The organism is Pseudomonas palleroniana (assembly GCF_022836895.1).
In the GTDB taxonomy this organism is placed as follows: Bacteria; Pseudomonadota; Gammaproteobacteria; order Pseudomonadales; family Pseudomonadaceae; genus Aquipseudomonas; species Aquipseudomonas palleroniana.
The window spans coordinates 3119326-3132346 of record NZ_CP092411.1; the positions used below are offsets into that span (position 1 = coordinate 3119326).

Genomic DNA, 13021 nt, shown 5'->3' on the forward strand with positions numbered 1-13021 from the left:
CAACGCGCCTATTTTTAACTGTTCCGCTTTAGAACGGACCTCATCACTGCTTTAGGGTCATTTATGCAAAAGTCAAAGTTTCGCAAAGTCGGCTTCGGCCTGGCGCTGGTTGTCGCGGCGGCATTGGTCATCTACACGGTGCAAGCGCCCGCCGACGCCCCGCAATACCTCACCGCGCCCGCCGAACGCGGTGATATTGAAAATGCCGTGTTGGCCACCGGCCTGTTGGAAGGGGTCAAGCAGGTCGATGTCGGCGCCCAGGTTTCCGGGCAGTTGAAGTCGCTCAAGGTCAAGGTCGGCGACAAGGTCAAGAAGGGCCAGTGGCTTGCCGAAATCGACCCGTTGATCCTGCAAAACACCCTGCGCAAAGCCCAGGTGGATGAAGAAAACCTGCAGGCCCAACGCCGGGCCACGGCGGCCCAGCTCAAGCAAGCCAAGTCGGTGTATGAACGCTACAAGGACTTGCAGAGCGACGCGTCGGTGTCGCGCCAGGATTTCGAGAACGCCGAGTCGAACTTCCAGGTGCAGCAGGCCAACCTGGTGTCCCTGGATGCGCAGATCAACAGCGCGCAGATCCAGATCGACACCGCCAAGGTCAACCTGGCCTATACGCGCATTGTCGCGCCCATCGATGGCGACGTGGTGGGGATCGTCACCCAGGAAGGCCAGACCGTGATCGCCAACCAACTGGCGCCGGTGCTGCTCAAGCTGGCGGACCTGGACACCATGACCGTCAAGGCTCAGGTGTCGGAAGCCGATGTGATTCATATCGGCAGCGGCCAGCCGGTGTATTTCACCATCCTCGGTGAGCCTGAAAAACGCTACTACGCCAAGCTGCGCGGCACGGAGCCGGCGCCGCAGAACTTCCTGGAAACCCAGGCCGCGGGCACGTCGAAGCAGAACACCGCGGTGTTCTACAACGCGTTGTTCGAGGTGCCCAACCCCGACCATCGCCTGCGCATCTCCATGACCGCCCAGGTACGCATCGTGCTCGACACCGCCCAGGCTGCGTTGCTGGTGCCGGTGGCGGCACTCGGTGCGCGCAGCCCCGATGGCCGCTATACGCTGCGGGTACTGGATGCCAAGGGCCAGGCGGTGCCCCGTGAGGTGAAGACCGGCATCAACAACAACGTCAAGGTGCAGATCCTCGAGGGCCTGGCCGAGGGCGATAAAGTCGTGATCGGCGATGCGACCCCTGCCGTGGCAGGGAGCTGACGCATGGCTCAGCCGCTGTTGGAGCTCAAGGGCATCACTCGCAGTTTCATGGCCGGCGAGCGTGAGTTCGTTGCGCTCAAGGGCATCGATCTGACGATCCAGGCCGGGGAAATGGTCGCGATCATCGGCGCCTCGGGGTCGGGCAAATCCACGCTGATGAATATCCTCGGCGGGCTGGATTACGCCACGGCCGGCAGCTACAAGATCAACGGCATCGAAACCCGCTCCCTGGGGGATGAGCAACTGGCGGAGCTGCGTCGGGATTACTTTGGTTTCATCTTCCAGCGCTACCACTTGCTGGCGCATTTGAGTGCCTTGCACAACGTGGAAATGCCGGCGATCTACGCCGGTACGCCGCAAACCGCAAGGCACAGCCGGGCTCGGGAGTTGCTGGCGCGCCTGGGGCTGTCGGGGCACATCAGTCACCGGCCGAGCCAGTTGTCCGGCGGGCAACAGCAGCGGGTGAGTATTGCGCGGGCCTTGATGAATGGCGGCGAAGTGATTCTCGCCGACGAGCCCACCGGGGCACTCGATTCCCATAGCGGTAAAGAGGTGATGCGTATCCTCACTGAGCTGCACGCCGCCGGGCATACGGTGATCATCGTCACCCATGACCCCAAGGTGGCGGCGAATGCCCAGCGTATCGTCGAGGTGTGCGACGGCGAAATCGTCAGCGACCAGGCTAACGAACGTGTCGGCCTGGACTTGCCCAGCGAAGCGCCCATCGAACCCAGACGCAGCGGCGCACGCCGCTTGGTGGCAAGCCTGGGGCTGTTCAAGGAAGCGTTCAACATGGCCTGGGTCGCGCTGATTTCCCATCGCATGCGGACTTTGTTGACCATGCTCGGGATCGTCATCGGCATTACGTCGGTGGTGTCGATCTCGGCGATCGGCGAGGGTGCCAAACGCTATGTCCTCAAGGACATCCAGGCGATCGGCAGCAACACCATCGATATCTTCTCCGGTACCAGTTTTGGTGACAGCCGCGCGTCGGCCATCGAGACCTTGATGCCGTCGGATGTGGAGGCGTTGAACCAGCTGTATTACGTCGACAGTGCCACGCCGGTGGTGGGCCGCAACCTGTTGCTGCGCTTTGGCAACATCGACGTGGATGCGCAGGTCAATGGCGTGAGTGAGCGCTATTTCAAGGTCAAGGGCTTGAAGCTCGAAGCCGGGATTGCCTTCAGCGAAAATGATGCGCGACGCCAGGCGCAAGTGGTGGTCATCGACCACAACACGCGTCAGCGTTTGTTCGGGCCGAATATTGACCCGCTGGGCCAGGTGATCCTGGTGGGCAAGCTGCCGTGTACGGTGATCGGGGTCACCGCCGACAATAAAAATATGTTCGCCGCCAGCAAAGCGCTGAATGTGTGGGTGCCTTATGAAACGGCGGCGGGCCGCGTGTTGGGCCAGCGCCACCTGGACAGCATCACTGTGCGCATCAAGGATGGCCAGCCGAGCAAGGTGGTCGAAGACAGCGTCAATAAACTCATGCTGCAACGTCACGGCACCAAGGACTTCTTCACCAACAACCTCGACAGCATCATGCAGACGGTGCAAAAAACCAGCCGTTCCCTGGCGTTGCTGTTGTCGCTGATCGCCGTCATTTCGTTATTGGTGGGGGGGATCGGCGTGATGAACATCATGCTGGTGTCCGTCACCGAGCGTACCCGCGAGATCGGTATCCGCATGGCCGTGGGCGCACGGCAGTCGGATATCCGCCAGCAGTTTCTGGTGGAGGCGGTGATGGTGTGCCTGATCGGTGGGGTGATCGGGATTTCGCTGTCCTACGCGATCGGCTATCTGTTTTCGCTGTTCGTGAAGGAGTGGGAGATGGTGTTCTCCCTGGGCTCGATCATCACCGCGTTTGCCTGTTCGACGCTGATCGGCATTGTGTTCGGCTTCGTACCGGCGCGAAATGCGGCGCGACTGGACCCGATCGAAGCACTGGCCCGCGACTGATTGTGCCTCTCACTCATGTGGCGAGGGAGCTTGCTCCCGCTGGGCCGCGAAGCGGCCCCGGCTTTTGGTTTGAAAAGACTGGGCCTGCTACGCAGTCCAGCGGGAGCAAGCTCCCTCGCCACAAGTTAGTCGTCGTCCGTTCTATCGATTAACCGACAGGCATCAGGGTTTGCCCGCCCTGTTTATTCTGGGAGCGGTACATCGTCGGTGGCGTACATCCATCGCAACAATGAGTGCCGTCCACTGATCCCCAGCTTGATCGCCGCCCGCTTCAGGTAGCTCTCGATGGTGTTGACCTTCAGCGCCAATTGTTCCGCCAGTTCGCGCGCGGTGCGCCCGGCCAGCAGGCCGACACAGACTTCCAGCTCACGCTTGGACAGCTTCAGCCCCGCTTGCACCAGGCGCTCCTGGATGCGTTGACGCAAGGCTTCGAGGCCCTGGTTATCCGTTAGCGGCGGCTCGCCGTCCTGGCGGCAGGGATGTATCGCCGTGATGTGTTTTTCTACCATCGGCAGCAGCAGGGTGGAAAAATCCCGCAGCAGGCTGCGTTCTTGCGGCGAAAAGTTTTCGGATTGCTGGCCGCGATACACCGACAGCACGTAACGCACATTGTCCTTGCAATGCGTCAGGTGCAACTGGGCGGCAGGTTGCTCGGGGTCCAGGGTCACCACCGAATCGGTGTAGACCGGGTTGATCTCACGGTGGGCGTGCCCGGTGCAACTGACCTGCAACTGCTTGATATGGCTGGCGTCCACTGCCAGTTGGGTACGGATAAGGTCATGCAGCAAGCGTGGGAAATGGCGACTGCCAGTGCTGGCGATGACCTTGCCTATCTGTGGGAACAGGTGTGAGTTCATCCATTCATCCATGAATTTCAGGTGCAGATATTTGGCCTTATGCTAGTACAGCCTGACGCAGGGATGGGGATCCAATCGGTAAAAAATCAGATTAAAACGCATAACGGCGGTCGGACCAGTCCGACCACCGTTTGTGGGAAAGGATAACGCCGAGCTTGGGACTTATTTCAGGGCATGTTCGACGGTCGAGGGCCGGCGGGTCGTCTCGCGCATGCATTTGGCCAAGGCTTGTTGCACATCGGCCAACAGGTCGGCGACGTCCTCGAGCCCCACCGACAAACGCACCAGACCTTCACTGATACCGTGGTGTGCACGTTCTTCCGGGGTATAGGTGGAATGGGTCATGCTCGCGGGATGCTGGGCCAGTGATTCCGCATCGCCCAGGCTGACCGCGCGGGTAAACAGCTTGAGCGCGTTCATGAAGCGCCGACCGGTCTCTATCCCGCCCTTGAGTTCAAACGCGATCATGCCGCCGGCCATTTTCATCTGGCGCGTCGCCAATTCGTACTGTGGGAAAGAGCGCAGCCCAGGGTAAGTCACCCACTGCACGGCAGGGTGCGCCTGCAAGGCTTCGGCCACCGTCTGGGCGCTGCTGCAATGGCGTTCCATACGCAGGGCCAGGGTCTTGAGACCGCGCATCAACAGCGATGCATCCTGTGGAGACATCACTGCGCCGGTCAGGTCCTTGAGCCCTTGCAGGCGAATGCGTTGCGCCAAGGCGTGGCTGCTCACCGCCACGCCGGCGGTAATGTCGCCGTGCCCACTGAGGTATTTGGTGGCCGAATGCACGACCACGTCGGCGCCCAATTCCAGGGGCCGTTGCAGGTAGGGCGTGCAGTAGGTGTTGTCGACCACCAGGGTGACATTCGGCTGCTCATGGGCGAGTTGCGCCACGGCGGCGATGTCGACCAATTGCAGGGTCGGGTTGGCCGGGGTCTCGCAATAGATCATGCGGGTGGCAGGGGACAGTGCCGTGCGAAGGGCGGCCAGGTCGGTCAGGTCGACATGGCGCACCTTGATGCCGAACTCGCCGATGCCGTGGTGCAGCAGGGCGAAGGTGCAGCCGTAGAGCGTCCGGCTGACGATGACTTCATCGCCTGGACGCAGCAGGGTCCAGAACGTTGCGGCAATGGCGCCCATGCCGGAGCTGAATGCAACTGCAGCCTCGCCGTTCTCCAGGGTGGCCATGCGCGACTCGAGCAGAGCCAGGGTAGGGTTGGAAATACGCGTATAGAAATGGCCGTTCGCTTCTCCGGCGAAGCAGGCGGCGCCATATTCGGCCGTGGGGAAGGCGAACGTGGCAGACAGGTAGATCGGCGGCACCAGGGCCCCATGGTGGTCCTTGGGGTCATAGCCGTGGTGGATGGCGCGGGTGGAAAATCCGAAGGCAGGGTGTTTATTGTTCATCTCAAGCGCTCCTTATTTCCTACAATGCTATGCTCATAACCGCAGATGAACGTTGCCAAATTTGCCGACAAATCCCGCGTCAAGGGATGAAAAACCTATAAAAATAATGATCAGAGGCACGTTATGCCCATCCGTCTGGACCGTACCGACAAAGCCCTTTTAAACGCGTTGCAAGGCAATGCCCGCCTGACCGTCGCCGAACTGGCCGACCGGGTGGCCCTGACGACCTCGCCTTGTTGGCGACGGGTCAGAAACCTGGAAGACAGCGGTGTGATCAGCGGCTACCAGGCGATTTTGTCGCCCAAGGCGCTGGGGTATGGGGTGACGGCGTTTGTCAGCATCATGATGGAGAGCCACACCCAGGACATTGCCCGGGCGTTCGAGAAACGGCTGTTGGAAATTCCGGAAATCGTGGCGTGCCATAACGTGTCCGGGCGCTATGACTTTCTGCTGGAAGTGGTGGCCAAGGACCTGGAGTCGTTTGGCGAGTTTGCCAGGGAGGTCTTGCAGACGCTGCCCTGTGTCAAAGAGATCTATTCGAGTTTTTCCTACAAGTCGGTCAGGCCGTTGCGGGTGATTCCGTTGCCGGGTTGATCAGAGCGTTATGCGCACCTCGGCACACAAACCGCCGCCCTCGCGATTGCTCAGGGTCAGTGACCCGCCAATCGCCACGGCCAATTGCTGCGCAATCGCCAGCCCCAACCCGGTGCCACCGGTGCCACGGTTACGTGAGCTTTCCACCCGATAGAACGGCTGCATCACTTGCATCAGTTCTTCCTCGGCGATACCGGGGCCGCGGTCCAGCACCTTGAGCGAGCATTCGCCGTTGGCCGTCGAACTCACCTGCAGTTCGGCGCTGCCGGCGAATTTCAGCGCATTGTCCACCAGGTTCACCAGCACCCGGCGCAGGGCGTGGGGGCGAGTGTCCAGCAGCACCGCGCTTTTACCGCTGAGGCTGACGTTTTTATGCATGTCCTGGTAATCAAACACCAGGCTGTCCAGGAACGCATCCAGGTCGATGCGGTGGCTGGCTTCGGTGGCGCCGTGGACGCTGCGGGCGTAGGCCACGCCTTCACGCACCAGATGCTCCATTTCCCCCAGGTCGTTCCACAGTTTGTCGCGGTCGACTGAGTCCTCCATGAACTCGGCGCGCAGCTTCATGCGGGTAATTGGCGTTTGCAGGTCATGGGAAATCGCCGCGAGGATCTGCATGCGTTCCTTGAGGTATTCGGCAATGCGCTGTTGCATTTGATTGAACGCCACCGCCGCGTGGGCCACTTCGGTGGGGCCTTTTTCGTCCAGGGGCGTGGGATGGGCGTTCGGGTCGAGGGTTTCCACGGCGCGGGCCAGGCGCGTCAGCGGGCGGATGGCCAGGCGCACGGCGATCCAGGTGCAGCCGAGCAGCAGCGCCAGTTGCAGCACCAGCACCGCCGGTAACCAATAAGCGACCGGCTGGGCGGCGGGGCGCACATCAATGGTGATCGGGCTGCCATCGGCCAAGGTCAAGTGGGCCTGGAAATGCTTGCGCAGGCCGGGTAGGTCACGAAAGGTCAGGGCATAGCGCTCACCCAGGGCGCTGGCGATCGAGGTTGCCGCCATGGGCACGTCATCGTTGCTCAGCGGTTCGCCGGTTTCGCCGGCATCGAGCAGGTAGCGGTAATTCTGCCGGTCGAGGCGTGGCAGCCAGCTTGCGCGTTCGTTGGCGGGCAAGCGGTCGAGGATAGCCACCGAGGTCGACACATCGTTTTCCAGGTTGCCGAGCATAACGGTGCGGGCGCTGATGTAGCGCTCGTAGAACTGCGCACTGAACGACAAGCCATGGGCACACAGCAGGCTGATCAAGAAGATCAGGGACAACTGCGACGCCAGCGTGCGTGGCCAACCCAACCGCCACTTCATGGCGCGGCCCCGAGAATTTCCACCGGCAGGGAAAACACATAGCCCTCGCTGCGCACGGTCTTGATGTAGGCCGGTTCGCGGGCATCATCCAGCAGGCGTTGGCGCAGGCGGCTGACCAGCAGGTCGATGGAGCGGTCGAACAGGTCCGCGTCACGGCCCTGGGTCAGGTTCAGCAACTGGTCGCGGTTGAGCACGCGCTGAGGGTGGTCGAGGAACACCCGCAGCAACCGGTATTCCGCGCCGCTCAGGGCTACCAACGTGTCGTCTTCATCCAGCAGGTGGCGGGCGGTGGTGTCCAGGCGCCAGCGGCCAAAACGAATCAAACGGCCGGTTTCGCTGACCACCAGGTTGGGCGGCAACATCCGCGTACGGCGCAACACGGCGTTGATCCGCGCCAGCAACTCACGGGCGGCAAAGGGTTTGACCAGGTAATCATCGGCGCCCATTTCCAGGCCGATGATGCGGTCGGTTTCGTCGTTGCGCGCCGTGAGCATCAGCACCGGCGTCGCCTTGTGCTTGCCCACCCGCAGCTCGCGGCACAGCAGCAGCCCGTCGTCGCCGGGCATCATGATATCCAGCACGATCAGGTCCACGGGGGTGGTGTCGAGGAAGCTGCGCATCTGGCGGCCATCGGCGACCACGGTGGTGCGCATGCCGTTTTTCTTCAGGTAATTGCCCACCAGCTCGCGGATCTCGCGGTCGTCATCGACGATCAGGATGTGATCGACATGCTCCATGCTGCGTTCCTCAAAAAATGTGATTGCCGCGCAGTCTAGCCATTATGGGCGCCGTTGCCTTGTGCCCTTTGTATTGCACTGTATCTGGCGATAAGTAGATACACGACGAGGCAAAAAACAGCCGGATGATGTTTGACGTCAAGGGCACCTCGTTGAGCTTCTACGGCCTGTTCACCTGCCCACGGCCTTGAGCAGCAAGGTCTCGAATAACCGCTGAACCCGTGGCTCATCGGTATGGGCCACATTGAAACGCATCGAATCGCCGTTGGCCGGGTCATAGCCGAACAGTGCGCCCGGTGCCAACGCCATGCTGTGTTTCAACGCCGCCTGGGCCAGTTGCTCGGCATTCACTCCCGCAGGCAGGCGCGCCCAGATGAACATCCCACCCTCATAAGCCATCGCCGGTTCGCAGCCACAGCGCTTAAGCCATTGCTCGACTCGTCCGCCGGCTTCCTGCAGGCGCTGCACCGTGCGTTTGCGGTGCCGGGCATAGCTGCCTTCGCTGAGCATGCGGTACACCACGTGCTCGAACAGTTCGGAGGTGACGCCGCCGCTCATCAATTTCATATGCGTCAGGTTGGCCGCCAGTTGCGGGGCGGCCACCACGTAGCTGACGCGGGTGTTGGCACTGAGGATTTTCGAGAAGCCTGACAGGTAAGTGACCTGGTCCAACCCGGCCAGGGCCGCCAGGCGCGGGGGAGGGTTGGGATGCAGGTCGCCGTAGAGGTCATCCTCGATGATGTGGCAGTGGTACTGCCGGGTCAGTTGCAGCAGGCGAAACGCCTGGCTGGGGCTGAAGGAGTGACCGGTGGGGTTTTGCAGCACGCTGGTGGTGAGGTACAGGCTGGGCCGGTGTTCGGCGAGCAATTGCTCGAGTGCGGTGAAGTCCAGACCGTCGGGGCGACGCTCGATCGTCACCACCTTGACCCCATGCAGAGCCAGGTTGGCGTGGAAGTTGAAGTAGCACGGCGCGTCCAGTAGCACGGTGTCGCCGGGGCGGGCCAGCAGGCGCATGAGCATGTCCAGGCCCTGCACGGTGTTGGGGGTGGTGATGATCTGTTCCACCGGCACCGACAGGCCGTCGCTGTGCAGCTTTTGTTGCAGGGCCTGGCGCAACGGCAACAAGCCCGCCGGCGTCCCCAGCCCGGCGATCCGCAGTGAGGGCGCGCGCACCACGCTGCGCAGGGCCTGGCGGATGGCTTCGGTGTTCAACCAGTCTTCCGGCAAGTGCCCACTGCCCGGGCGCAGTTCGCTGTCGGCGTTGGCCAAGGGGCGTCGCAATACGCTGAGCAAGTCCTGGGGCAACAGATCAACCCAGGCCACCGACGCCGGCCGGGCGGTTTCCATCGCGACGAAGTAGCCACGGCCCTGGCTGGACGTCAGCAGGTTGCGCCCGCGCAGGCGGTCCAACGCCTCATTCAGGGTGAACTTGCTGACGCCCAGCACCTGGGTCAATTCGCGTACCGACGGCAACTTGCTGCCGGGCGCCCACTCGCCACCTTCGATGGCCTGGCTGAACGCCTCGACGATCTGCTGAACCTTCGGCGTGCCTTCCACAAAGGCGATGGCGGATATGAACATAAACCTTCCTGGTGTTTACCGGTGATTTTACCGGTGAAGTCAGGCCGGATTAGACACCACTTTACCTGCCTTGTGCAATGACGCTGGCCTAGACTGCGCGCCAGGCGCCGCTGTTGGTCGTGGGTGTAACGCCGGCCCGGCTGGCGACGACGCCCAAATCTCTTTGCTACCCCCTCCAAGGCCCCCTGACCATGACCAGTGCGTTAACCCTGTCTTCGTTTCTCTATTTCCTGGTGTTTTGCGCCACCATGACCTTCAGCCCCGGCCCCATGACCTTGCTGCTGTTGAGCCTGGGCCTGAGGGACGGCCTGCGTCGTTCGATCCCGGCGCAGGTCGGCGCCAGTGTGGCGTACCTGATTTCGATCCTGATCTTTGCCGTGGGCTTTTCACAGTTGATCAAGGGCAACGTTGTCATTACGCAGACCCTCCAGGTTATCGGCGTGGCCTACATCCTTTACCTGGCCTACAGACAATGGACCAGCACCGGCGGAATCATCGCTCAGGGTGGCGCCCCGGAAAGTTCGCGCAGCCTGTTCGGCAAGGGGTTGTTGACCGGGTTTTCCAACCCCAAGACGCTTATTCTGTTCAGCGCGGTGTTCCCGCAGTTTGCCGGGGCAGGGGAACACAGCTCTATGGCGGATATCGCGATCCTGGGCCTGACCTTCCTGCTGCTGCAATTTGCCAGTGGCTGCCTGTATGGCTACTTCGGCCAACGCATCAAGGGCGTGCTGGAAAACCCCAGGCATCGAGTGCTGCTACAGCGTTGCACGGCGCTGATGCTGGTGGGGGTTGCGTGGATGTTGGCACGCGGGTTTTCGCACTGAAGTATTAGCCCATAAGCGGTAGTGGCGATTTGACTCTGCCCTGATAGACTCCAGGCACTTAGCCTGGATTACACCCACACCATGCCAGCCGCCGGAGGAAAGGGACTTCCGCTCGCTTCGCGCCTATACAAATCCCGTGCATTGGGGCTGACGCTCGGCTTTGTGTGCGTGGTGTTTGCCATGTACCCGTTGCACCCATCCGCCTGGGTCTGGGCCTGGATGCTGATCAACGCGTTTGTGTGGCCGCACCTGGCCTATCAAAGCTCGCGGCGTGCGAGCAATTCGTTGCGCAGTGAGCGACGCAATCTGCTGTTCGATTCCTTTTGCGGGGGCTTCTGGGTCGGTGCGATGCACTTCAACCCATTGCCCAGCGTCACCACGCTGTCGATGATGACCATGAACAACGTCGCCATCGGCGGATCGCGTTTCATGCTCATGGGTTGGGTGGCGCAAGCGCTCGGCATTGGCGTGTCCCTGCTGTTGTTCACGCCGGCGTTCATTGCCGTGACCAGCCAGGCGCAACTCTACGCCTGCCTGCCGATCCTGACGGTGTATCCCCTGGTCCTGGGCTGGATCTGCTATCGCCAGGCCGTAACCCTGGCGCGGCACAAGCGCGAACTGCTCGCCCTGAGCCGCACCGACAGCCTGTCCGGCCTGCTCAACCACGGCGCCTGGAAAGATCACCTCGAAATCGAATTTCAACGGTGCCGTCGTGGTCCGGCCGGCGCGGCGATCGCCCTGATCGATATCGATCACTTCAAGACCATCAACGACACCTACGGCCATGTGACCGGTGACATCGTGCTGCGCCAACTGAGCAAAGTGTTGCGCCAAAGCTTGCGCATCACCGACCTGGCCGGGCGTTATGGCGGCGATGAGTTCTGCGTGATCCTGCCGGGCATGCCGCTCGACCATGCCACCGAAATGATGGAGGCCCTGCGCGATCGCTTCAACGCCTTGGTGTACGCCCAGGATCCCACCTTGCGCGCCAGTTTGAGCATCGGCCTGGCGCCGTATCAACCGAGCCACGCCGATTCGCTGAGTTGGCTCAACGACGCTGACCTTGCGTTATACGAGGCCAAAAGCAGTGGGCGTAACCGCGTCAGTTCGGCCCAGGGGAGTTTGTTGCGATCAGTTTAGTGGGGTAGGGTAACGCGGCCCCTCTCAACAAAAACAAGGATCGGTTCAATGCTTTTTACTTTCCCCCGTACCCTTTTGGCCGCGACCCTGGCCTTGTCCGTCGTCGTGCCGGCCTACAGTGCCGAACCCCACAAACAGATCCAGGCGGATGCCGAACAGTCCAAGGCCCCAGCCTTGAAATTGCTGGAGCGCCTGGTGAATATCGACTCGGGCTCAGGCTACGAGCCGGGCCTGACCCAAGTGCGCGACATTGCGGTGGATGAACTGAAACAGCTCGGTTTCAGCATTGATTTGGTACCGGACAAAGCCGCCAACAACAGCCATGTGGTCGCCACCCTCAAGGGCACCGGCAAGGCCAGGATTTTGCTGATGGCCCATATGGACACCGTCTTCAAGGAAGGCTCGGCCGCCGAGCGCCCGTTTCACATCAAGGACGGCCGCGCCTATGGCCCCGGCGTGATGGATGACAAGGGCGGCATCGTCGCCGGTATCTATGCGCTCAAGGTCCTGAAAAACCAGGGCTTCAAGGACTACGCGCAAATCACCTTCCTGCTCGACGCCAGCGAAGAAACCGGTTCAGAAGCGGCCTCCGAGCTGATCCGCAAAACCGCCAAGGCGCACGACGTGACCTTGAACCTCGAACCCGGCCGCCCTGCGGACGGCCTGGTGGTGTGGCGCAAAGGCAGCGCCACCGCCGTCGTCGAAGTCAAAGGCAAAGCCGCCCACGCCGGCGTCGCCCCGGAACTGGGCCGCAATGCGGCCATGGAAGCCGCGCACCAGATCCTGCAACTGGGCAAGCTGGGCGATGAAGAGAAGAAAACCACCATCAACTTCACCGTGCTCAAGGCCGGTGACCGCGTCAACGTGATCCCCGACCAAGCCACCGCCAAGGCCGACGTCCGCGCGGCGTTACCGGAAGAGTTTGATCGCATCGAGAAAGACCTGGCGCGAGTGTCGGCCAACAAACTGATCCCCGACACCGAAGTGACCACCAGCCTGCACCGTGGTTTGCCACCCATGCCGCAAACGCCGGAGTCGGACAAACTGGTGGCGATTGCCCAAGGCATCTACGGCGAGTTAGGCAAGACCTTGACCATTGAAGGCAGCGGCGGCGCGGCGGATGCGAGCTTGTCAGCGGGTGTGGGCACGCCGACGCTGGATGGGTTCGGGATAGTGGGCGGCAATATTCACACGCCGGAAGAGTACGCGGAGGTGGAGAGCGTAGTGCCTCGGGTTTATTTGTTGAGCCGGATGATTATGGAGCTGTCGAAGCGGTGATTGGGGTGGGGCATTATCGAGATGATGATCGCCCCCCTTTTTTGTGGCGAGCGAGCTTGCTCGCGCTGGGCTGCACAGCAGCCCCAAAATAGACACTACCCATCTAACTGAAAACACCCGT

General features: G+C 61.6%; 11 protein-coding genes. 6 read left to right on the top strand and 5 right to left on the bottom strand.

All coding sequences use genetic code 11. The annotated features are described in order from the left end of the window. Positions 1 to 63: 63 nt before the first annotated feature. Both macA and MJP36_RS14270 read left to right on the top strand, forming a co-directional pair. A complete protein-coding gene (gene macA, locus MJP36_RS14265; protein ID WP_060755581.1) occupies positions 64 to 1215 on the top strand; it encodes a macrolide transporter subunit MacA in 1152 nt (383 codons plus the stop codon). A 3-nt stretch (positions 1216 to 1218) separates the two neighbouring features. Then, positions 1219 to 3177, top strand: coding sequence for a MacB family efflux pump subunit (locus MJP36_RS14270; RefSeq protein WP_244383252.1), 1959 nt, complete (start codon positions 1219 to 1221; stop codon positions 3175 to 3177). A 182-nt stretch (positions 3178 to 3359) separates the two neighbouring features. Here the strand turns inward: MJP36_RS14270 and MJP36_RS14275 are convergent, their stop codons facing one another. Together MJP36_RS14275 and MJP36_RS14280 are read right to left on the bottom strand one after the other, a co-directional pair. Continuing rightward, entirely contained in the window at positions 3360 to 4034 is a 675-nt protein-coding gene (locus tag MJP36_RS14275) for a helix-turn-helix transcriptional regulator (protein ID WP_244383253.1), read from the bottom strand. Between the two features lie 162 nt (positions 4035 to 4196). Then, positions 4197 to 5441 carry a methionine gamma-lyase gene (locus tag MJP36_RS14280; RefSeq protein ID WP_244383254.1) on the bottom strand — a complete coding sequence of 415 codons (1245 nt, stop codon included), beginning with the start codon at positions 5439 to 5441 and terminating at the stop codon, positions 4197 to 4199. A 123-nt stretch (positions 5442 to 5564) separates the two neighbouring features. Between MJP36_RS14280 and MJP36_RS14285 the strand changes: the two genes are divergently transcribed. Further along, a complete protein-coding gene (locus tag MJP36_RS14285) occupies positions 5565 to 6035 on the top strand; it encodes an Lrp/AsnC family transcriptional regulator (protein ID WP_060755577.1) in 471 nt (156 codons plus the stop codon). Here MJP36_RS14285 and MJP36_RS14290 read toward each other — a convergent pair whose 3' ends face one another. The 3 genes from MJP36_RS14290 to MJP36_RS14300 all read right to left on the bottom strand — a co-directional run bounded on the left by MJP36_RS14290 (position 6036) and on the right by MJP36_RS14300 (position 9658). Further along, the gene (locus MJP36_RS14290) at positions 6036 to 7340 is read right to left on the bottom strand and encodes an ATP-binding protein (protein WP_244383255.1); all 1305 of its coding nucleotides are present in this window, start codon (positions 7338 to 7340) and stop codon (positions 6036 to 6038) included. It abuts the gene before it with no gap. After that, the gene (locus MJP36_RS14295) at positions 7337 to 8077 is read right to left on the bottom strand and encodes a response regulator (protein WP_060755575.1); all 741 of its coding nucleotides are present in this window, start codon (positions 8075 to 8077) and stop codon (positions 7337 to 7339) included. Before MJP36_RS14295 ends, MJP36_RS14290 begins: the two co-directional genes overlap by 4 nt. Positions 8078 to 8248: 171 nt before the next feature. Further along, positions 8249 to 9658 (bottom strand): aminotransferase-like domain-containing protein, encoded by a 1410-nt coding sequence (locus MJP36_RS14300; RefSeq protein ID WP_161549617.1) that lies wholly within the window; start codon positions 9656 to 9658, stop codon positions 8249 to 8251. Positions 9659 to 9849: 191 nt separating this feature from the next. Between MJP36_RS14300 and MJP36_RS14305 the strand changes: the two genes are divergently transcribed. The 3 genes from MJP36_RS14305 (at position 9850) to MJP36_RS14315 (ending at position 12900) form a co-directional block, all read left to right on the top strand. Continuing rightward, complete coding sequence (locus MJP36_RS14305) at positions 9850 to 10482, top strand: LysE family translocator (RefSeq protein ID WP_244383256.1); 633 nt, start codon at positions 9850 to 9852, stop codon at positions 10480 to 10482. Positions 10483 to 10563: 81 nt separating this feature from the next. After that, positions 10564 to 11622, top strand: a complete 1059-nt coding sequence (locus MJP36_RS14310; protein WP_244383257.1) for a diguanylate cyclase — start codon at positions 10564 to 10566, stop codon at positions 11620 to 11622. Positions 11623 to 11670: 48 nt separating this feature from the next. After that, positions 11671 to 12900, top strand: coding sequence for a M20/M25/M40 family metallo-hydrolase (locus MJP36_RS14315; protein ID WP_244383258.1), 1230 nt, complete (start codon positions 11671 to 11673; stop codon positions 12898 to 12900). Positions 12901 to 13021: the final 121 nt, after the last annotated feature.